General features: G+C 41.2%; 17 protein-coding genes and 2 pseudogenes. 6 read left to right on the top strand and 13 right to left on the bottom strand.

The genetic code is table 11. The annotated features are described in order from the left end of the window. Positions 1–606 precede the first annotated feature (606 nt). From VB732_RS29670 to VB732_RS29655, 4 genes are all read left to right on the top strand, one after another. Positions 607–3990: an ATP-binding protein gene (locus VB732_RS29670; protein WP_323234467.1), complete on the top strand. Its 3384-nt coding sequence runs from the start codon at positions 607–609 to the stop codon at positions 3988–3990. A 1-nt stretch (position 3991) separates the two neighbouring features. Further along, positions 3992–4420 carry a hypothetical protein gene (locus VB732_RS29665; RefSeq protein ID WP_015130210.1) on the top strand — a complete coding sequence of 143 codons (429 nt, stop codon included), beginning with the start codon at positions 3992–3994 and terminating at the stop codon, positions 4418–4420. A gap of 81 nt (positions 4421–4501) precedes the next feature. Next, positions 4502–5605 carry a GIY-YIG nuclease family protein gene (locus tag VB732_RS29660; RefSeq protein ID WP_323234446.1) on the top strand — a complete coding sequence of 368 codons (1104 nt, stop codon included), beginning with the start codon at positions 4502–4504 and terminating at the stop codon, positions 5603–5605. A 170-nt stretch (positions 5606–5775) separates the two neighbouring features. After that, positions 5776–8658: a DUF1156 domain-containing protein gene (locus VB732_RS29655; protein WP_323234445.1), complete on the top strand. Its 2883-nt coding sequence runs from the start codon at positions 5776–5778 to the stop codon at positions 8656–8658. 34 nt (positions 8659–8692) lie between these two features. Here the strand turns inward: VB732_RS29655 and VB732_RS29650 are convergent, their stop codons facing one another. Both VB732_RS29650 and VB732_RS29645 read right to left on the bottom strand, forming a co-directional pair. Next, positions 8693–9058, bottom strand: coding sequence for a clan AA aspartic protease (locus VB732_RS29650; protein WP_323234444.1), 366 nt, complete (start codon positions 9056–9058; stop codon positions 8693–8695). Next, positions 9055–9327, bottom strand: a complete 273-nt coding sequence (locus VB732_RS29645; RefSeq protein WP_185587978.1) for a hypothetical protein — start codon at positions 9325–9327, stop codon at positions 9055–9057. Before VB732_RS29645 ends, VB732_RS29650 begins: the two co-directional genes overlap by 4 nt. A gap of 215 nt (positions 9328–9542) precedes the next feature. Here VB732_RS29645 and VB732_RS29640 point away from each other — a divergent pair, with 215 nt between their 5' ends. Together VB732_RS29640 and VB732_RS29635 are read left to right on the top strand one after the other, a co-directional pair. After that, entirely contained in the window at positions 9543–9773 is a 231-nt protein-coding gene (locus tag VB732_RS29640; RefSeq protein ID WP_323234443.1) for a hypothetical protein, read from the top strand. 67 nt (positions 9774–9840) lie between these two features. Beyond that, positions 9841–13023, top strand: coding sequence for a DEAD/DEAH box helicase (locus VB732_RS29635; protein ID WP_323234442.1), 3183 nt, complete (start codon positions 9841–9843; stop codon positions 13021–13023). A gap of 230 nt (positions 13024–13253) precedes the next feature. On the opposite strand, the gene VB732_RS29630 is transcribed toward VB732_RS29635, so the two are convergent. The 11 genes and pseudogenes from VB732_RS29630 to VB732_RS29580 all read right to left on the bottom strand — a co-directional run. After that, the gene (locus tag VB732_RS29630; RefSeq protein ID WP_094333585.1) at positions 13254–13658 is read right to left on the bottom strand and encodes a hypothetical protein; all 405 of its coding nucleotides are present in this window, start codon (positions 13656–13658) and stop codon (positions 13254–13256) included. A gap of 499 nt (positions 13659–14157) precedes the next feature. Then, positions 14158–14823, bottom strand: coding sequence for an Abi-alpha family protein (locus VB732_RS29625; protein WP_190916550.1), 666 nt, complete (start codon positions 14821–14823; stop codon positions 14158–14160). Positions 14824–15017: 194 nt separating this feature from the next. Next, positions 15018–15509, bottom strand: coding sequence for a DUF1392 family protein (locus VB732_RS29620; RefSeq protein WP_323234466.1), 492 nt, complete (start codon positions 15507–15509; stop codon positions 15018–15020). A gap of 64 nt (positions 15510–15573) precedes the next feature. Next, a pseudogene (locus VB732_RS29615) lies at positions 15574–15923 on the bottom strand (four helix bundle protein). A 139-nt stretch (positions 15924–16062) separates the two neighbouring features. Continuing rightward, positions 16063–16821: a DNA cytosine methyltransferase gene (locus VB732_RS29610; RefSeq protein ID WP_323234441.1), complete on the bottom strand. Its 759-nt coding sequence runs from the start codon at positions 16819–16821 to the stop codon at positions 16063–16065. Further along, the gene (locus tag VB732_RS29605; protein WP_323234440.1) at positions 16818–17213 is read right to left on the bottom strand and encodes an ASCH domain-containing protein; all 396 of its coding nucleotides are present in this window, start codon (positions 17211–17213) and stop codon (positions 16818–16820) included. The genes VB732_RS29610 and VB732_RS29605 overlap by 4 nt, the downstream gene beginning before the upstream one ends. A 10-nt stretch (positions 17214–17223) precedes the next feature. Continuing rightward, positions 17224–17628, bottom strand: a complete 405-nt coding sequence (locus VB732_RS29600) for a hypothetical protein (protein ID WP_323234439.1) — start codon at positions 17626–17628, stop codon at positions 17224–17226. 22 nt (positions 17629–17650) lie between these two features. After that, entirely contained in the window at positions 17651–19015 is a 1365-nt protein-coding gene (dnaB, locus tag VB732_RS29595; protein ID WP_323234438.1) for a replicative DNA helicase, read from the bottom strand. 148 nt (positions 19016–19163) lie between these two features. Further along, positions 19164–20489, bottom strand: a complete 1326-nt coding sequence (locus VB732_RS29590; protein ID WP_323234437.1) for a helix-turn-helix domain-containing protein — start codon at positions 20487–20489, stop codon at positions 19164–19166. A gap of 62 nt (positions 20490–20551) precedes the next feature. Then, positions 20552–21151, bottom strand: coding sequence for an alpha-ketoglutarate-dependent dioxygenase AlkB (locus VB732_RS29585; protein ID WP_323234436.1), 600 nt, complete (start codon positions 21149–21151; stop codon positions 20552–20554). After that, a pseudogene (locus tag VB732_RS29580) lies at positions 21139–21529 on the bottom strand (hypothetical protein); the annotation flags it as partial. The gene VB732_RS29585 and the pseudogene VB732_RS29580, both read right to left, overlap by 13 nt.

The raw sequence follows: 21529 nt of genomic DNA, 5'->3' as shown, positions 1-21529 counted from the left end.
GAATACAGAAAGTTATCAGCGAATCAGAGACATTTTGCCAGAAAGTTAGTTGTATGGCGTGGATTGCTTTTTAGGGACGGGAGCGGAGCGCGATGCCCAATAGCCAGTTGTAGAAACGGATTTAACAATAGCTATGATGTTGTCTACTCGCATATCGAAACATATTTGCCGACCAATGGTCGCCAAATAAGCAAGAAAGTGAAAGCTAAATTCTCAATTCTTGTGCAGGCTCCTTGCAAATCCGTAATTTTCGCCGCTAGACTTATTGCCTCCACTAACTATGTGGAGGCGAATTCATGGAAACAACGTCGTTATCCCTGCTAATTAAGACTTTTTCCCCTCTGCTATACTTTAGCGAAAATGAGAAGTTGATTTCTCTGGCATAGCGATCGCTGCCCTTGAACAGTCCCAGGAGTAACGCACGAATATGACCTATGCTGTCAATTAAAGAACTTTTGTAGCTTGTGACCTAAATCAGTGCAAAAATATCATGAATATGTATAGAATTAATCAATTGAAACAAGTAAGTGTATTTTTAAAAACACTAGGTTGTTGACGGTTGGTATTGACTGTCAACCCTCAGCTAGTAACGGTCAATATATTTCTATGCTTCCCTCAGTATTTAAAACCTGCATTCCTAGAGAAGAAATTTTAGAGGGAGAACTCTCTTCTGACTTATTTGCCGCTAAGTTACGGCTAGTTGTCGAAGGACTTGCGCCCCAAGTCTACCAAGATCCCACAGCCTTTTTCGCTAATACTTTTGCCACCGATGGTTTAAAAACCCTAATCTCGGAAGTGTTCGGGCGGTTGGTAGGTGCTGCTGTCGGCTCCCCAATTATCCGACTGGAAACCAGCTTTGGTGGTGGTAAAACCCATGATGAAATTGCTCTGTGGCACATTGCCAAAAATGGGCGGGACATTTCTGGACTAGACCGTTTTGTTGACCTAAATTTAATTCCAGATCGACCGATTCAAGCAGCTGCTTTAGCTTGCCAAGACCTCGATCCAGTTAACGGTGTTTACCATGCGGACACTGGCGTTACCACTTATACCCTTTGGGGAGAAATTGCCTATCAAATTAATGGTGTAGCAGGTTATAGCCTGCTTAAAGGTTCTGACGAACAGCGAGTCAGTCCAGGCACAGTAGTTTTAGAAAGGATAATCCAAGGGCAACCCACAGTCATTATCATCGATGAAATTGCCTCATACCTGAGAAAAGCCAAGGCTACTCTAGTTGGTAACAGCAATTTAGCTGGACAGGTAGTTGCTTTTTTATTCGCCCTCATGGATTTAGCAGCATCTTGTAATAATTTAGTATTTGTTTACACGCTGGCTTCCTCGACTGACAGTTTTGGCGAAGAAACCACCGAAATCCGGGAAACCATTTCCGCTAGCGCTAGGCAAGAGCGGATCATTAAACCCAGCACTGATATTGAAATTTACAATATAGTTAAGCAGCGAGTATTCGCCAGTATTGAAGCTAACGCTGCCAATAATGCTTCAAAAGAATATTTACAAACTTATAAAGCTAGTCGGATTAATTTACCAGATGGTTGCAAAGATGCACGCTATGCCGACAGTATTGAGCAGAGTTATCCCTTCCACCCAGAATTATTTAATCTGCTGACTAAAAAGATTGCCTCAATTCCTAACTTCCAACGCACCAGAGGCGCTTTGCGGTTATTTGCTAGAGTTATACGTTATCTATGGCAAAGTACTGATAATTCACCGTTCATCCCTGGCAACTACGACATACTTATCACCAACCCACCTTTTCCTTCCAAAATTACATCTACAGAACCATTAGACTCTTTTTACGTCTATCAAAAACATAGCAGAGACGGTATCTTTGTCAACAGTCCACAGTCAACTAACTGGATACCGCTAATTCATTCTCACCACATCCCTGTTGGTATTGAGGAGGAAATCACCAGCGATTTAACAGCCCGTTTGGAACGTCCTTTGATGCGGATTACGATCCAAGCAGACATTTACAACAAAGATGGTAGAGAAGCACACGCTCAGTTACAAGATGCAGTATGGATTGCTGCTGGTAAACCTCCCTTTTCAACCTGGGTAGCCCGGACTATTTTTTTGCATTCTATTACTCAAGGTATATCTGCGGGTATTCGTCGCGCCGAATTAAATCTATCTTTGTTGACACCAGGGCTAGAAATTGGCTTTGTTGATACTGCTTTAGAAAAACTGAGTGAAGTTGCTTGGTACTTGGAAAATGATCCAATGACAACTTTGGCTCGTTTCAAGGAAGAACCATCAATCAATAAAATTATTGCCGAAGAAAAAGCCCAAGTTGGAATTACCGAGGCAAAGGATGATTTACGAAGTCGCCGCGATACCATTTTTGCTGATAAATTTTTCAAACTAGTTCCTGCACCGGAATCACCAGCAGAAGTGGATGATGTGTCGGATAGCATCGCCCTGTGTTTAATTGACTTTAGCGAGGCGACTATTTCTGTAACCACTGAAGGGCCACCGCCAATGGTGGAGAAAATTTTTAATGAAACAGGCGAGTCAGGTAAGTTTCGCACATTTAGAAATCGTTTATTATTTTTAGTTGCAAACAAGCAAGAATTAGAACGAGCGATTGACAACGCTAGGGAGTTCCGCGCCATTCAGAATATTCTCAATTCTCCCAATCGCTTGCAAGATTTATCAGAAAATCAGCAAAAGCAACTCAAAGATAAAAAAGGTTCTCTTGATTTAGGGGTAAGGGTATCTTTAACCAATGCCTACCGCCACTTATTTTACCCCGCTAATGACCCCGTAAAAGCTGCTAAAGGCTTAATGCACTATACTCTTTCTGCACAAGATTCTAGCGATATCAAGGGCAAAAATAATCAACAAGATGTCATTTTAAAAGCACTAAAAGATTGTCAAAAAATCCGTGCTGAAGAATTACCCCCCTATGCACCTGCTTACATTTTGCAGAAGGTGTGGCCATCTGGGTTAAACCATTGGACAACTAAAGCATTGAAAGAGGCTTTTGCCAAAGACCTGAGTTTAAATATATTTGTCGAAGCTGAGTTATCCAAGCTGCGAGATACTATCCGCCAGGGGTTGCAGACTGGTAATTGGGATATGAAGGTTGGTGAAAAGCTGTTTATAAAAACCGATGACGGTAAATTTACTCTGCCCGACTCCATAGAATTTTCTGAGAGGATAGAACTCTACCGCCGGGGAATTCTGGAACCACCAAAACCGCGAGAAATTGAACTGAATGCTCAAGTCTTGTCCAGTACAGAATCGGTAAAACCTGTGCGGATACGGTGGAAAGCATCAGGGGCTTTGACGATTAAGCTGTATCAGGATGGGAATTTGGTTACAGGGGAGTTTCGCCCTAGTGATGAACATGAAACAGCGATCGCTAAAACTACAACTTTCAAAATTGTAGTTGACTACGGAAATGGCGAAGTAGAGGAGAGGGAAACCCCAGCAAGCATTTTAACCTACGGTACTGGTACACCCCGCACACCTAACGGTAGCGAAAAAATTGACGATGACTGGAATGATTCACCTCTGTTTAAAGCCAAGCCGGAAGAATTTGATTTGGAGGGAACACTCGATCGGGTATTTAATGAATTAGGCGATCGCATCCAAGATAATCAAGTTCAGGGTATCCAGTCGTTGGAAATCTCCGTTGGGCAGGTGATGGACTACCGCAAGTTGATGACGGTCTTCCCTATGTTGATCAAGCTACCCTTGCAAATCGACCAAACGGCAACTATTACTGTTAATGAACAGTTTATCAGGTTAGAGTATCAAGGGCCAGTCAAAGGATTTCAGAGTTTTCAGGGGGCTGTTAACACTTTGCTAAGTAGCCCGGATGTAAAAGCTGACGTGTCCCTGAAGCTCGTATTTGAATTTTCATCTCCAGTGCAACCAAACGGCGCAGAAATCAGTAATATCAAACAAGCCCTGAATCGTAATCCGGTTGACAGGCTGAATTTGACGGCGAAAGTAACGTACTGAGATGCAAGAGTTTCAATTGCGAGTGGTTCCTACAGATAATAATAACTTTGCCCTGGAGTTGTATCAATGTGCTTATAAAAAAGCTGGTGAAAAAAAGCGTCCTTCTGCCAAAAGAATTGGGCGTTTAAAGGGCAATGCTTTAATTCAGGTGAAACAAGCAATTTATGATTCTTTGAAGGCGAATAATTATGACCCCAAAACTCTAAGTCACAATCGCCAAACTCCTTATGTTTTGAATGAGGAATCAGGGATAAATCTGGCATTATTGTTTCAGACTTTGCAACCGCTTTCTAAAATAGAACGGATTGCGAATATTGCCCAAGGGATTAGAGCCATGAGTTATGAGGAATCGCATTACTGGTTTGCCAAAATTAGCAATGGTAAACGCAATCAGGCTTTAAAAGCGATTCGTGTTCTTTTGGGTGATTGATGACTGTTGAATGATGATTTTTGACTAACGATACTAATATATTATCAATAGTTACACATTATTCCTAATTTAGAAAATATTATGGAATCTGGATACATCTATATTTTTAGTAACCCTTCTTATAAAGACAATTTGTTTAAGATTGGTTATACAACAAAAGATCCTAAAGCTAGAGCGAAAAAATTATATACGACAGGTGTGCTTGCGCCATTTACTATTCTCTATGCTGAAGATGTTGATAATCCATTAGAAATTGAACAAAAAATACATAAAAAACTAGCTGATTTCCGTTTTTTCAAGGAGAGGGAGGGTTTTTTAATACCTATTCAAGAAGCAATTTCAAAAATTCAAGAAGTTACTCAAAGAGCAATTTACCAAAAAGGTACAAATATCTTAGATACAAACATGGCTTTTCGGTGGCTATGTCAACCGGATGATTTTATTTTCCTTGTACGTTATACTACTTTTGCTGATGAACTCAACATTAATCCCATAGTTGATTTTTGGTCTTGTAAAGCAGGTGATCAGGTATTAATAACCAATATCCCTGGTGAAGATAAAATTTACCTAGATGAAGATGATTATATTACACTTCCTTTAAAAAAATCTAAAAATGATCATGACATCAATCCTATAAACGGTATTATTCATGAACTTTGTAAAATACATCCAGGTGATAGAATTGTATGGTTAGCAAAATCAAAAGAAAACACCAATGTAAATGAAGAATATTATATTCATACCATTTTAAATTGTCGTACTTCTGCTACATTATCTGGTTTCGCTAATGCAAATCAAATTGTTTATATTGATGGAGTTCCATTAGATTTTGGCTATGACCTCTCATTAACCGAAATCCCTGACACTTTAAGTAAAGCTTTTCAAAAATGTTTGATAAAAATAAAAAGTGAATGGAAAAATGATACATTTAATTCGCCAACAGACGAAGTAGGCAAACTTTTAAATGAGTTATTAAAAATGTCTAATGAGTGTTCCCAAAGAATTGATAGTTCAAATAGAAAAGTTTATTCAGGAGTAAATAAAAAACGAGTAAAACAGATAGGAGAAAGACTAAATCAAATAGGGGGACTTCATTTAATGATTCTAGTGGTTAGACAAATCCCTGAATATGACCGAAGACCATTAGAGTTTGCCTGGTCAGGAATTGGTGAATGGATGGCTTAAATAAGCTATTCTGAAACAGAATATTGTAGAGTAAACGTAAATTGTCAGTTAAAAAATAATTATATTCTCAATCTTTCTCTTTAATGCCAGCATTTCCGGTGGCTATTTTTTATCTAAACAAGGTGCTTTCCTTACAATATATAAATTAATACCAGAATATTTACACACCCATGACTGACTCAACCTCCAAACGCCCTGCTGTGTTTATTGAAAAAATGATGCCTGTGCAGGTATTAAACGAGCAAGTTAATTTTGAACATGGGGGAAATCCATTTAAAGGTTTACATCGCTGGTATTCGCGTAAGCCATTATCTTTTAGTCGCGCCAGTGTGTTGGCTTCATTATTACCAGCAGATATTACAATGCAAGAGTTTGAATATTTGCTGGGGTTAGTACCGGGGAAGGAGGTAAAGCTATATAAAACACCGCCTAATTCTGTGCAAATTAAGAAGGTGCAGGATTATTGTGAGAAGCTTTGGGGAACTCGCACACCAACTGTTTTAGATGCCTTTGCAGGTGGTGGAAGTATACCTTTTGAAGCGGCGAGATATGGGTTAAATGTGCTGGCTTCTGATTTAAATCCTGTGGCGGTGGTGACGATGAAGGCGGCGATGGAATATCCGCTAAAGTTTGGCCCAGATTTGCAGCAGGATCTTGATAAATGGGTGAAGTGGGTAGGGGATGAAGCTGAGAAAAGGTTAGCTGAATTTTTCCCTTCTTTACCTGGGGAAACTGTGCAGAATTATTTATGGGCGCATACGGTTGTTTGTCCAAGTTGTGAGTCTGTTGTTCCGTTGAGTCCTAATTGGTGGTTAAGTAAAACTAGCAATTATGCAGGGAAAGGACAGGCGAGGAAAATTACAAGTGATTGGTATGCAGTAAAGCCAATTGCTAACCCTGAAAATAAGCGAGTTGATTTTGAATTGATTAAGGGCAGAAAGGGGAAGGGAACAACTATTGAAACAGATCATGGAGAGTATGATCCGGATACTACAACAACTATTAGCAGAGGTGTAGGCAGATGTCCTAATTGTAATAGTGTAATTCAAGATGAAACGATAAAAGCTCAATCTCAATCATCTGGGTTAGGACATCAATTTTATGCAGTTGCTTATAGAAAAGGAAGCGGTCTACTAGAATTTAGAACCCCTACGGCGATAGATTATGAAGGTGTTCAAAAAGCAGAGTTATTTTTGCTTAATAAGAGAAATGATTGGGAATTAGCCGGGTTTATGCCAACTCAGGAAATTCCTGAAAATACTCACAGAGGCCCGGATATGTACCTCTATGGTATTCGTAAATGGTATGAGATGTTTCATCCTCGTCAACTTTTAACTCTTGTAACTTATGTAGAAATAATTGATAAGGCAAAGTCATTAATTAAATCTGAGTATGAGGAGGTCAAAGCAGAAGCTATTGTAACTTATTTATCTTTAGTATTAAACAGATGCGTTGATAAAAATTCTAGATTAACTCATTGGGATGGTAGTGCATTAAAAGTTCAACCTGCAAGCGCTCAACATTCTTTAAATGTATTTTGGAATTATCCAGAATCAAGTGGCTCTTGCAGGTTATGGAAATCTTGTTCTGATTGTGCAGATGATTACTTTAAACTTTGTTCTATTTTTGGGACTAAATTAGGTTCAATAGGTATCCCAGTATTTAAAGAAAACGAAACAAAATCCATCAGAATAGACTTAGCATCAGTCGATAACTTAACTTACATTTCTGATAACTCTGTAGATACCATAGTCACTGACCCACCATACTATGATTCTATTCGTTATGGTGAAATCTCAGACTTTTTTTATGTATGGCTGAGAGCAAATTTATTAAGTATCTTCCCCGAATTATTCCTTAATGAACTTACAGATAAAGATAGAGAAGCAATTGCTAATCCGGGAAGATTCCGCAACATGGGAGTATCTCCAGAAATTCTCGCTAACCAAGACTACGAAGCAAAAATGGCGATGGCGTTCGCTGAATACCACCGCGTCTTACGCGACGACGGCGTAATGACAGTGCAATTCAACCACAAAGACTCCGGCGCGTGGGATGTCTTAGCCAAATCTCTCATCGATGCTGGTTTCGAGATTACCGCATCTTGGGCAGTCAGTACCGAAAACCCGCAAAACTTGCACCAAGCGCAGAAAAACGCAGTTTCCAGCACCGTGCTTTTAGTATGCCGCAAACGCGACCCTAACGCCGAACAAGCTTGGTGGGATGACGTGCGAATTGACGTGCGAAATATCGTCTTTGAAAAAGCACCAGAACTCGAAAAATGCTTAACTGAAGATTCTCGTCCGGCAGCTGATAGAGTAGCAGATCCGCAACGCCGCATTAAACCCCCTGGTATAAACTTGTGCTTAAGTGCTTTCGGTTCTGCTTTGAGTGTGTTTACCAAGTATAGTTCCATCCTCGACAGCGCTGGAAATCAAGTTGAACCCAAAGCAGCATTTGAAGAAGTACGCCAAGCAGTAGTCGAATACCGACTACAAAAGCTATTAGAAGGTAAAGACTTCAACGGTATCGACCCCTTAACCCAATGGTACATCTTGGCATGGGATACCTTTGAAGCGCGAGAATTCCCCTTCGATGAAGCTAGACAACTGGCTTTAGCAGTCGGTGGTTTTGATGTCTCCGATTTAGTCAAAAAACACAAACTACTTGATTCTGGAAGCGGTTACTGTAAATTACTCACCCCGCAACAACGCTTGAAAAAACGCGCCTTCTCTGTCACCGATACGGAATTTTCTGCTAGATATTTAGTTGATGGACTCCACGCCATTATCGCCCTTTACCAAGAGGAAGAAAATACAGAACCAGTCCGTAGATTTATGAAAAATACAGGCTTAGTTAGCAACGATTTATTTATGCGGACATTTGAAGTAGCGTTGAAAGTAATTCCCCGCATTGCTGATGAAAAGAAACGCCTGACTGAAGAAAAAGCCTTATTAGATTTGTGGTTGGCAATGGATGAAATCAAAGCGAAGGTTTCTTACAAGCAGACTGAGATACCATTTAATGAAGGTGGACAATTGAACTTATTCTGATAATTCCGAACCCGCCCAAACAACAACTAATCGATTAAAGTTTCTTTAAGGAAACTAAACCATTATCTTGAAAATCTATTTCAAGATGATATCCTGCCATGAGAGAAGTCCCAAGCAAAGGTTTATAACCAGCAGCTAAAACTGGAACTAATATCTCTATACCGTCCCATACAATTGTTGCCAAATGTATAGACAATAAAGCTTGAGTACCATCGGCTAACCTTGCTTCGGTACTAGAATATAAGGGTAGATTCATCGCACTGACTGCCTGTGATGGTAAAGTAAGATGGTCATTAAATCCAGTATCAATGACAAAATCCAAATTAAAATCTGGCTGCAAAGGTAAACGAAAAACCACTGGAATTATTGCCCTAGCATCGATTACTTTCCCATAAATCATTCAGCAGTCCGCTCCATTGCACCACCAAAACTTACAGCAACATCATAACCAATCCGTATCGTAAACAATCTAGCATTAGGGTTTTTCTGTTTTAACTTTAACGCTGTCTCTACACCAGTTGGATCAATCCCATATTCACCAGTTTCTGCATCAATCACAATCATCTTACCGATATTGTCACCAGACTCGACATTTTGACGAATACCGTTTTCGTAAAACTGTTTAGCTCTTAGGGCTACTTCTTCTACACTCCAGAAAATTGATTGCATCACAATTACACCAAATGATTGCTTATTCAACCATTGTAGTATTTAACATGAGGATAGTATTATCAGCGTTACCTAATTTATTTGCTGATTCAGTATCTAATATGTCAAACTATAAGGAATTGACCCCAACACACAAAAATTAGTTGAAGGTTAACTGATGACTGTTCACCCTTAACCATTAACCGGAAACTAATCATTATAGGAGATAATCAAATATGAAGGTTAGAGGTATCAAGCGTGGTCAAAATATTGAAATTCTAGAACAAATTAATAATATTACAGATGGGACAGAAATAATCATAGATGTAGAATTTATTGCCAATCAAATTACAGAACCACAACCATCATTAACAGACGAGGAGAGACTAGCTAGACTAAATCAATTATTTGGGGCTTGGAAGAACCAACCGGAATTAAGAGAACTATTTACAGAAATTGACCAATAGCGCCATATTTATCAAGGCATAACTATAGACTCTATTGATAATTAAAATTAGATAACTGGTTAGAAAGTTGAAAAACCTGCGTGATTACCCCTGGAAAATTAGTTACACCAGCAACACCCACAACACCATCACTGATTTCTACATTCCTGCTTTAGAGTGTGCCATTCAATATGACCGGAAGGCAGGTTTTTTTAGTAGTGCCATTTTAAGTAAAGTTGCACGGGGTTTAGGTGCAATGTTGCACAACAAAGGGCAAATACGGTTAATCATGGGTTGTCAGTTTAGCCCCCAAGATTTACAAGCAATTCAACAGGGATACGAACTGCGAGACGCATTGCTATCTCGTCTAGACGCAGACTTAAAACCACCAGAAAGTTTTGCCCAACTCAAACACTTAGAAATTCTCAGTTGGTTGATTCAAAACCAGTATCTCGATATTAAAATTGCTATTCCTCTGAAAGAAAATGGACTACCAGAAGATAGTACACAGCAACTAGACCCACAGCATATATTTCACGAAAAAGTTGGCATTTTTACTGATAGCAAGGGCGAGAAATTAGCATTTAACGGTTCCAATAACGAATCTATCGGTGGCTGGGAGAGGAATGTAGAATCCTTTCACGTTTATTGTTCTTGGGAGGGAGGAAGGGAACTAGATAGAGTTGAAGAAGAAGTAGCGAGATTTGAGCAACTTTGGTATGACGTATCGCCTAACGTGCGAGTCTTTGAAGTTCCAGAGGCGGTACAGAAAAAGCTGTTACGTTACGCAAAATTTACTAAACCTGATTGGAATGCTCAGGCTGAATTTGACTCTAGACCTTTAACAAAAGAATTAACCGAACCAGAAGCACAACCAGAACCGGAACTAAAACCAGACCCTTCAGCTATTTCTACAGAAGTAAGAGAAGAAGAACGCTTGGCATTTACTCAACTTGCCAATATTCATGAACATCCCGGCTGCTTGGACTTTTGTTTAAAATCAATTCCCATTCACCCCTGGCCACACCAAATTAAAATCCTGCGCCGCGCTGCTCAAAATTTTCCCCAAAGTTTTCTCATCGCTGATGAAGTTGGTTTAGGAAAGACTATTGAAACTGGTTTAATTCTGCGTTATCTGCTGTTGTCCAAAAAAGTGAAGCGGGTACTTATTTTAGCACCTGCTAGTGTCCAACCCCAATGGCAAGAAGAACTACGGGAAAAATTTAATCTGCATTTTTGGAGTTACACATCTACAGAATTTAAAGACCCCTACAAGCGGACTATCCCCGCAGCCGCTAATCCCTGGAATACCCAAGATTTAATCCTGGCTTCTTCTCATTTGGTGCGGAGAACTGACAGAATGCAGCAGCTACTATCAGCAGAACCTTGGGATTTAGTAATCTTAGACGAAGCCCATCATGCCCGTCGCAAGAGTCCTCAAGACCGCAAAGAAACACCCAATCGCTTGTTACAGTTAATGACACAGTTGAAGGAGAAGACAAAATCCCTGATTCTTTTGTCAGCAACTCCCATGCAAATTGATGCCATAGAAGTTTTCGACTTGTTAAACCTGCTGGGATTGCAGGGGCATTGGAGTTATGGCGATAACTTCTGCTATTATTTCGCCTCGCTACAAGGTGCTGTCAAGCAGGAAGTAATTAATTTTTGGCAAGTTATGTCTAGTGATTACTTTGGGCGCGGCGGACAACCAAGTTCTAGATTAGAGCAGTTTTTGACCAAGAGCGAGAGCCTACGGCACGGCGGAGCCGAACGCATCCTCGCTTACAAAATGCAGGATACTTGGCAACGGGGAAAGAAAATCTCTAATCACAAACAACTATTGGCAGATGAAGACTTTATCGACACCTCACGCCAATACTTGACAGTGAATACTCCCTTAAAAGACTTGATGTTCCGCCACACCCGCGACACTCTCCGACAATACTATAAAAGGGGACTGTTAGAGCGGGATATTCCTATTAGAGTTGTGCAGGATAACGCTATTACGCTGGAACCACAACGGGAAGTACCGCTTTATGTAGCTGTCAGCAACTATGTACGCCACTTTTACCGACTGGCACAAATAGATCAGCGTTCTTGTTTGGGTTTTTTGATGACCCTTTACCGCAAACGTTTGACCAGTTCATTTTATGCTATCAAGTCATCTCTGCAACGTCGTTTGGATTATTTGTTAACTCAACGGGGAAGCGTTTTAAGTGACGACGATTTAGTGGATGTGGATAATGAGGATGATGCAGTGATTGCTGGGCTGGAATCTTTCTTTGAACCAGTAGACCCCCAGGAAATTCAATATCTTGAAGAATTACTACGCCAATTTGAAAACACTGGGGAAGATAGCAAGCTTTCTCGCTTTATTCAGATTTTACGCCAAGAATTAACTGACCGAGAAAGTGCGATCGTTTTCACCCAGTACACTGACACAATGGACTATCTACGGGATACATTGAAGGAGTTGTACGGTAGCCAAGTAGCTTGTTACTCAGGCCGTGGTGGGGAACTGTACCAGAATGGGGAGTGGTGTCTAGTACCCAAGGAAGAAATTAAACGCCGATTTCGCCAAGATGAAATTAAAATTCTCCTCTGTACTGAATCTGCTTCTGAGGGGTTGAATTTACAAAATTGCGGCGTGTTGATTAATTATGATATGCCTTGGAATCCGATGCGGGTCGAACAGCGTATTGGCAGAATTGACCGCATTGGACAAAGGTATCCGACTGTGCGAATTCATAATTTTTACTATGATGGCACTGTAGAAGCAAAAGTTTATCGAAAATTGCGCGATCGCATTAATGCCTTTGCCACTGTTGTTGGTAATCTTCAGCCGATTCTAGCTCAAGTCCCTACCTTTATTGAACGGGCTGTTATGAGTGCTGATCCAGAAGAAGAGGATGTTTTAATGTCTCAATTCGATTCTGTATTAGACAGTCCACCACCTCGTTTAGCAATTGAAGAAATGGTAGCGATGGACTTAGACGCTGATTTAGCGGAAATTCAAAAACCAATCCCCTCTACTCCTTTTACGTCAGAAGCAATTGAGCAGTTATTCATATCTTCAGCAATTTTAAAAGCTAGTGGTGTGCAGTTTGAGAGAAAGAGCGAACGTACTTGGCAACTTAATTACAAAGGGCAGAATTACACAGTTACTTTTTACCCTAGTGTTTTTGATGAAATGCCTTCACTACGTTTAATGAATTTTGGCGATCCCTTGTTTGAAGAACTTTTAACCTGTCAGCTTTCTTTCTTCGATTAGGGCTTCCTTTGCTCTCTGAGTGTATTTGTACTTTCAAACGGATTCACCAAACAGGCTATCGGTGTATGGATAGCGATCGCACTGTAATCAAGGCAATCATTCCTGTGTGGAGTTATTTGGGGCGATGATGGTATTACCTTTAGGGGGCAAATGACAACCATTGGTTGTCAAAATCCAACTGGATGGTGTCTACACAGGCCCAAGAGGCTAGGTTCAATTTTTGCAAGAAATTAGCAATGTCGATCCCGTTTCAAGTCGTAAATAACTTTCTCCAAATACCAGTTTGCCGGCTTCCCAGGATTAATCTGTTGTTGGTGCTTAAGTAATCTGATAGCAACAGAACCGTTACCAGAAAGCAAGCTTAGTAAATCATTCTGTAAACTTTTGCTTGCGCCAGTACCAAAATACTCTACTTCTGGCGGGTGTGTTCGTACCTCTAGGCTTTTGAGTTCTACTATCTGGCATTGCACAAGAGACTCTTTTTGACGTGCTTGCTCCATGAGCTTGTCAAGTTCAGACTTGTTTTGGAGTAGCTGTCTGATTTGCTTGTCCAATTCGGCTTTTTTCTTGTCTACTTGAGACTGTAAATTGCGTACCTCTAATAATTTGTTTTCTAAGTCTGTTAAACTTTGCATAATATTGGATTGATTTCGTTCTCAATCTACCATCTACGGGTTATCCTAATATTAGCATCAGAATATACTCGTAACTACGCAATTTTTTTATAATAATCCAGTTTTTGACTTAAGGGTAGACAGTGCAGTGCTTGAGCGGCAGATGGGTGACAACCAATGGTTGTCACCTATGTGATTAGGTTGCATCAAGGCTGTTTTGATGCTGGCGCTTAACTATTGTGTAACGGTAGTTTCAATATGTTTTGTTATTTCTGCATAAAGAGCAAAAGTTACTAAACCTGCTGCATGAAGAAAGCGATCGCATTGGGCTGTCTGGAGTCAAAATTGTTTGTGGCTTATTTGATGACAAGGGGAAGAATTAAGGGATGCAGAGCGCACATTTCCAAGCTGGTTTAACCCAGAAGATATTTACAACCATTTCAACGGGAAGCCGATTGATTTTGATACTTAGCTCTATCTTGCAGAAAATTACCTAAGTCTCGGCTCAATACCATTTTCATCAATCTTTATTATTTTTCTCTTCTTTTCCTGTGACTAACATCATAAATTTTTTGCCTATAGTTGTTAATTGAACTGTTGTATCATTAAAGTCTATAAGAGATAAATTAGGCATTTTGCTTACTCCACCTATATTTATCAAGGATTTATTCAATAATATTTCCAGACTTTCTATTAAATCTTCTTTGCTCATTTCTGCTTTGATGTTTACTTCTGATATTAACCGAGTGATAGAAAAATCTTTGATTAATTTGATTTCAACCTCTTTAAATATAATGTCTAGTACCTTTGCGTCATTCGGTGATATTTTTTCCAAAATATCTATATAAGATGGATGAATAAATATCCCTTTAATAGACGATTCTAATAACTTAGACCATTTTTCGCTTAATATTTCATCTTCTTCGAGTGAAATATTTTCCAGTATTGGTATTAAGGTTTTTGTGGGTACTTTTTTCGGCTCTACTCCTGCATTGTTGAGTTTTTCATAAATCTCTTCCAAAGCCTTTGCTGTTCTTTTTGCATTAAAACATCTCACTTCATTGATAACTGTTTCAATAGCGATTCCATCTACTCCTTCAAAAACTTTTGAAATAAATTTATATATATCGCCTTTAACTGTAAGAGCAAATGCAGCGCCTTCAAATATTGCTAGCCAATCACTCATAGAAATCCTTTTCTTTTTAGTATTTTTAAATCGGCTTCACTAGTATTATAGTTCCGGCATAGCTCCAAAACCTGCAACCATTATAGGGGGTCAGCCGAGATACAGAAACTGTTGGTTATTTCCTCTCTGTCACTAACTTCGATGGTGCTTACCTTCTTAATATTACTTGGGATGTAGTATGAGGTGTAGATTGTCTATAATCGCACCCTCTCCAAGTCATAGTCAGTCACTCGTGCGATGGGCGAAGTCCCGCCAAGGGCGATCGCATCTCTGAAAGTAAAAAGCTCGTCACCGTTTTCAGATATTCCTGGGGACATCCATTCGATGCAGTAGAACCAGGAATCGCAAATCAGTTGGATGCCTTGGACAATCCTTGCTGGTGGGCCGTCGCCATGAAATCGGAACTCGACTAATTCACCCAGTTCAAACACAGGCTTTTCTTTGGTAACTAATTGTAAGTTACCTGTACCAATGATTTCACGTCCTAAAACAGTTAGATTACCTTTGCCGGAGACAATCTCATAACTCCAGCCTTTAGCTGACCACTCTACACCGCAACAGTAACCGAAAGATTTGGTGGTAGTGACGTAGACTTTCTCCAACAGGGAAACTTCCAAGGGGGGAATCTCTTTACCCCAAGGTGGCGAAAGATACCAACAAGTTTCTAGATTCGGGACGGGAGCAATGCGATTTTGTGAGGTGAGGCAGGAGGCAGAGGGCAGGAGGCAGGAGGCAAGAGACAGAAGGGTTTCAAGACTTAATCTTTTGAATACTTGACACTAAAATTCCTTGAAACCTATCGACTTCTTCCAAAACAGGAGTAAATAGTTCAGGCGATGCTAATCCGACAACATAGAAATAATCAATTGAGTATCAAGTTCTCGAAGCGAACCTAAAGCAATGTGTAGAAATTGGATATATTCGTTCTGCGTCCGTCTTCCATAACCTTCAGCTATATTTGATGGCACGGAAACTGCCGAGCGTCTAATCTGGCTAGTTAATCCGTAAAGTTCAGATTTCGGGAATTTTTCGGTAAGTCGATAGCAGTTAATGGCAAGCTTGACACCACGCTGCCAAATAAATTGTTCTCTGTAACTCATGGCGCAAGAAGTTTGAAGTAGGAAGTTGGGAGAAATTACATCATTATACACCTCCTGCCCCCTGCCTCCTGCCTCCTGCCTTGAGCGCAGAATTCTCACAAAATCGCGTTGCTCCCATTCGGGACTTGGTTAATCATGGTTATGCCTCCTGACTGGACTTTAGACCACACAAGTAATCAATTCGTTTCCATGCCACAGCAGCTTGCCTTGGAGAACAACTCAAACCATAAGCACGACGGGCATCATAATTACCCTTGATTCCCTTAGCTACTCCAATGGGAACCCCAAAAGCCACCTCACGAATACCGGGTTCAAAGCTTCGGTCTTCATGAGAGAGCCGTACTTGCGTAATCTGATTTCCAATTTGGTCTGCCCAGGGGGTTGGCTGTTGACGGTGGAATAAGCCATCGGCGTAGGCAATGATAAAGACTCTTTCTCTTTCATGTGGCAAGCCGAGGCAGTACGCGGATATAGTTTCCCACTCACATACATACCGGATTTTGGAAAGGTCTTCGAGGACTGTTGCCATTCCTCTAGAGAGTAGCCCTGTTGGGTTTTCGATGAGAGCGATTGCTGGTCTACACTGTTGGATGATGCGGAACATTTCGCGCCACAGTCCTGACCTGGGGTCGTTGAGTCCTTTTTTATCTCCAGCGTTACTGGTGCCGCTACAGGGGAATCCCCCGCACAAAATGTCGAACTGTCCTTGGTGGCAACGGTAGTTGGTAATATCTGCGTGGATTGGAATTCCTGGTTGTTCATGGCGCAATTTTGATTGAGAATAAGGGGAGATTTCGACAAATTGCTGGACTCGGAATTTGTGGGATAGACCTGCGGCTGATATCCCGTGGTGGCAGAGTCCGCCGATGCCGGAGAAAAGAGAAACGACTGATTTCATGAGGCGATCGCACTCCTAACCAATTCATCAGGTACTTCAAAAATTCCCAACCGCCCAATGTAAGGAATTGGTGTGATTTCTCGCGGATTCTCCAGCTTCCAATGATATTGCTCAGGCATTCCCCAGCCAGACGCAACTTGTGAGAATCGGCAGTCAACTATTGTGACAATGCCAATAACTTGACCGCGACGTAGAGAGATTAATTCTGGAATTTCTACCCCCATCCCTTGGCAAAATTCTTTCGCTAACAGATACTCTCTTTTGGTACAGGTTTTTGCGGCGTGAATCAGAATGTCACCGCGATAATGAATGGGCCAACCACGGTTTTCAATATTTTTTAGAGCATAAATTATCGCCCATGCCCAGGGCTGACGAACGGATATCGCTTTCATGTACCACCTTCTAAAAATTCAGCAATTGAATGTATGCGTCTAATGCCGCGATCGCTGGATGTGGATGTATTTGCGACTTCAACCCATTGCAGATTGTGGCGATAGTTCCAAGCTCTATGAAAGTGAAATGAATATTGGACTGACGGTCACAACAGCGATGTAGAACTGTTAGAAGAACAAAATTCAACTGTCTGAGAATTACATCTTCAGCTACATGAAGTCGCCAAGTAAGGTTTTTGGAAGTAACCGAACGCCAGGGGTTATCGAAAGAACATTTTTCAACTTGGGGCAGCATTTTTACCTTAAACCTGTAATCCCGGTCAGTAGTAGACCATTCATCAGGGGCGAGAGCCGCCCATTGTTGTAAAAGTTGTTGGTAAGTTTTAATCATTCTCAGTTCCCGCGTAAAAGACAATGGTTTATCCTCCAGTAGAGCCTTAAAAACTACGACCACGAGATAAATTCTTGAATCTGGTAAACTGATGGTCAAATAAAAGCTTGACTGTACCAGTGGGGCCATTACGTTGCTTGCGAACAACTAACTCAGCAATGCCACGATCTGGGGTATCGGGGTTGTACATTTCTTCGCGGTAAAGCATGATCACAACATCACTGTCTTGCTCAACAGCACCACTGTCTTTTAAATCACTAAGTACAGGACGTTTATCGTTACGGTGTTCAACTTCGCGGTTGAGTTGGGACAAAGCCAGTACAGGCACATCCAAATCTTTGGCTAATCTTTTTAATCCCCGGCTGATTTCACCGACTCGTTGAGCCATGTTCACCCGTGAATCAGTATCAAGAGCCATCAGTTGTAAGTAGTCAATGATCACAAGCCCAACACCACCGTAATGGGATGAAATTCGGCGGACTTGGCTACGGATTTCATTAAGAGAAGGGCAAGATTCGTCGTTGATGAAAATCTGTTGTTCGCTTAACTGCGCGATCGCCACGCTCAAAGGTTCCCACTGGCTGTCAGAGACATTCCCAGTTTCCAAGAAGTTATTTTCAATGCCAGATTCACTGCTTAAAAATCGCTGTACGTACTCATCAGTAGACATTTCCAAGCTGAAAACGCAGATCGGCATCTTCCCAGTTTTGGCAACATTGAGAGCGAGATTACCAGCCAAAGCGGATTTACCAACAGAAGGACGAGCAGCCAGTACATACAACCGCCCTTTCCGAAAACCACCGCCGAGTATACTGTCCAGGTCATAAAATCCACTCTTCAGTGCTGGTGAGCCTGTACCAGCATGACGCGCTTCAATTTCGGTAAAAGTGTCGGCTAGGGCATGAGAAATATGAACCAAGTCAGAGGCAGAATGCTCAGACTTAATGCAGTAGACTTTTTGTTCGGCTTCGTCGAGAATTACAGGTAAATCAGTTTCGGTGGCATAACCGAGTTGAACAATCTCAGTGCCAGCAAGGATTAACTGCCGCCTTTGGTATTTTTCCATTACCAAGTCAGCTAAAACATCGATGTTCACAGCTGACACAGTACGGTCAACTAGACTGGCCAGTTTATTGCGTCCACCGATACGGAACAATAAACCATTATCAGACAACCAGTTGGTAATGCAAAGCAAGTCTGTTGGTAATCCCTGCCCATACAGTCGTAGGGCTGCTTGATAAATATCTTTGTGGGCATTGATGTAAAAAGCATCTGCCACCAAGCGATCGCTGATTCGGCTCATGGCGCTTGGGTCGAGCATGATGCCACCGAGTATTACTTCTTCAGCCTCAATGCTTTGTGGGGGTAAGCGGTCTTGTTGCGATGTGAAGTTTGTTTTGTCTTGTGTCATAGTTCCTCTTGTTTAGAAAGCAGGGGAGCAGGGGAGGCAAGAGAGTAAGGGAGGCTCTTGAGGAATGAGAGAGTAGAGAGGCTTTTGAGGCTCTTGAAGAATGAGAGAAATTTAATTTTCCCCTGATTCTCTTCCCCCCCTGCTCTCTTCACGCAGCTTGTGGATGTAAGTACACATACATTTGAGGATGTGTAAGTTTTAACCAATCTAACCATTTGAGCGTTGCGCCTACGTCTTCTCGGTCATAGCGAATGCTGAAAGAAGCGATCGCTTTGTCCTTGCCAACTTCATCCATGCGGTCTAGAAGTTCACTGAAGGTCGCTTTATGCCAATCAAGAGAACGATTTGAGTAGTAACCGATGGGTTGGTCGTTGGCTTTTGATTGTTCAGTTTGTGGCGTAGATGAAGAGAGAACTTTTGACCAATAAACCAGCAGTTCTTCTAAACCAGCTTTACTAACCTCCAAATTGCTGATTGATTTGATCACAGTGGGGACTTTTTGCTGCCAATTAACCTTGTCCCACTCGGCTCTCTCCTTGGCGATTAACTCCACCAAACGGCGATCGCAGGTTTGGTAAATCTTGTCTCTACAAGAAGTGCGCCAAGGGAAACGCCAAGAACGGAGCTTGATTTCATTTCTGTAAACTGCGGGTAAAGGCTCAGATGCCAAGATGCCGGGTTCAAGCAAGATGTGATTGAGCAAATCATCAATCGACTGAAATCTTGGTTTGCTTGGTTTTTTATTCGCTTGTTCGTTTTTATCGAACAACCCCGCCGCAATAGTTGCTCCTCTTGAGGGATTATCGGTTTGTTGCGAAGACTCGGAATTTTTTGACAACGAAGTGGGTTGTTGTGGGGCTAGTTCTTCTGGGGTTGATTCTTCTAAACTTGGTTTTTCTGGAGTTGGTTTTTCAAGGTTTAGTTGTTTAGTTTCACATACACACGATTCTTGGGTGAGAAATGCGTTTTGAGTTGGGGGTGGTTCTTGTATGTGTTTTTCTTCTAATTTATTTTCTTCTAATTGTTTTTCTATATGAGGGGTGGATGACCCACTTATGGACGATCCACTTATGGACGATCCACCTATGGATGACCCACCTATGGATGACCCACTTACGGATGACCCACTTACGGATGACCCACCTATGGATGAATGATTTTCTCGAAATAACTTTGTGTCTTCTTTGCTGGTAAAAATGTAATATTGCCAGTCAAACTTACCATTGTTCGGATTGTTCTCTTGAACTCTCACTAAATAGTCATTTTGTTCAGCGTTTTTGATAGCATTACGGATTTTGTCTCGTTTGTACCCCAAATGTTTTTCGATTACCGTAAAATTAATATCAAAGTTTTCATCGTGAGAAGCTACCCAAGAAATTAACCTAAATGTTGAATCAGTAACGTTGTGATCACGAATTAAACTGTTGGGAATTGCAGTAAACTGTTTAGAGGGTTTACCATTACGAAATCCCATAAAATCCTCCTTGAATATTAATAATCTTGGATATAAACCTCAGCAATAGCGATAACTTGAGGTCATCTTTTACCCCCAACGTGCGGTCGAAAAGTTAGATTAATCCGTGTGCTAACGACCTTATTGGTCTTAGGAACTTGATGCAGATGAGTACTCTGACAACCCGGAAGCATCACCAACAGACTCCCATGCTCCAACCAAAAATCAGTCGGTTTACCCCCGATGGGCTTGATTTGAAATTTCCTCATTGAACCCAGACTGATTGATGCGATCGCAGGATTTAACCCCATTGATGATTCACTGTCGTTATGCCAGCCGATACTGTCTTGTCCGCTCCTATATTGATTGCCAATGACGATGCGAAAGTTATAACCAGCAGTTGCGGTGATTCTGTCGCGTAACTTAGCCAGAGCGTCTGTCCAAGGTAGTGGTTTGAGTAGTACGCTTTTAGAGTAGAGGTAATCACAGCCCTCATCACCATAAATACATTCCAAACGAGGCACAGGCATAGTTTTACCCAGCATCCTGATTTGATTTTGTTTCCATTGCAGTTCTTGGCAATGTTGATAGAGTTCGTCGGCTTCTTCCTTGCTCAAAAATTCTGGATAATAGTTGACTGGTAAAGTAGGAACAGATTCGGGAAATAAAGTTAGTTGTTGCATAATTCTCCTTTGGCAATCGCCCGAACAATTTCTTCTGCCCGTTCTTGTGAAATAGCCTGTTCTGGATTTTTGTAAAACCCAACGATTTGAGACTTGGGACGAATAATAATTTGCTGCCCTGTTGCGCGTTTGTCCCACACAAAGCATGAGATGGTAATGTTGTCCGTTGCCCAACGACTACCCCGTTTATCCTTACGAAAACAAAAACGAGGCAGAATCAGTACAAGTGACGGCGGGTGCTGCTGCAAGAAATCCGCACGATCATCACAGGGTTCGAGAAAGCTGGTAAGTAAAAAAGCAGCGACACCCACACGCGCTTTCTGGTAAGCATTTTTGATGATTGGTGCAGCAAATTCTGCGTATGGTGGGTTAGTACAG

The organism is Nostoc sp. UHCC 0252, assembly GCF_034931145.1.
GTDB lineage: Bacteria > Cyanobacteriota > Cyanobacteriia > Cyanobacteriales > Nostocaceae > Nostoc.
This window is presented reverse-complemented; position numbering and strand designations above follow the sequence as displayed.

Bases quoted from the DNA above. Each gene is read 5' to 3' on its own strand.
- VB732_RS29645 (WP_185587978.1), bottom strand. From the start codon at position 9,327: ATGCAATCAATTTTCTGGAGTGTAGAAGAAGTAGCCCTAAGAGCTAAA.
- VB732_RS29640 (WP_323234443.1), top strand. From the start codon at position 9,543: ATGAAGGTTAGAGGTATCAAGCGTGGTCAAAATATTGAAATTCTAGAA.
- dnaB (WP_323234438.1), bottom strand. From the start codon at position 19,015: ATGACACAAGACAAAACAAACTTCACATCGCAACAAGACCGCTTACCC.
- VB732_RS29590 (WP_323234437.1), bottom strand. From the start codon at position 20,489: ATGGGATTTCGTAATGGTAAACCCTCTAAACAGTTTACTGCAATTCCC.
- VB732_RS29670 (WP_323234467.1), top strand. From the start codon at position 607: ATGCTTCCCTCAGTATTTAAAACCTGCATTCCTAGAGAAGAAATTTTA.
- VB732_RS29605 (WP_323234440.1), bottom strand. From the start codon at position 17,213: ATGAAAGCGATATCCGTTCGTCAGCCCTGGGCATGGGCGATAATTTAT.
- VB732_RS29655 (WP_323234445.1), top strand. From the start codon at position 5,776: ATGACTGACTCAACCTCCAAACGCCCTGCTGTGTTTATTGAAAAAATG.
- VB732_RS29625 (WP_190916550.1), bottom strand. From the start codon at position 14,823: ATGAGTGATTGGCTAGCAATATTTGAAGGCGCTGCATTTGCTCTTACA.
- VB732_RS29650 (WP_323234444.1), bottom strand. From the start codon at position 9,058: ATGATTTATGGGAAAGTAATCGATGCTAGGGCAATAATTCCAGTGGTT.
- VB732_RS29665 (WP_015130210.1), top strand. From the start codon at position 3,992: ATGCAAGAGTTTCAATTGCGAGTGGTTCCTACAGATAATAATAACTTT.
- VB732_RS29630 (WP_094333585.1), bottom strand. From the start codon at position 13,658: ATGCAAAGTTTAACAGACTTAGAAAACAAATTATTAGAGGTACGCAAT.
- VB732_RS29585 (WP_323234436.1), bottom strand. From the start codon at position 21,151: ATGCAACAACTAACTTTATTTCCCGAATCTGTTCCTACTTTACCAGTC.
- VB732_RS29660 (WP_323234446.1), top strand. From the start codon at position 4,502: ATGGAATCTGGATACATCTATATTTTTAGTAACCCTTCTTATAAAGAC.
- VB732_RS29610 (WP_323234441.1), bottom strand. From the start codon at position 16,821: ATGAAATCAGTCGTTTCTCTTTTCTCCGGCATCGGCGGACTCTGCCAC.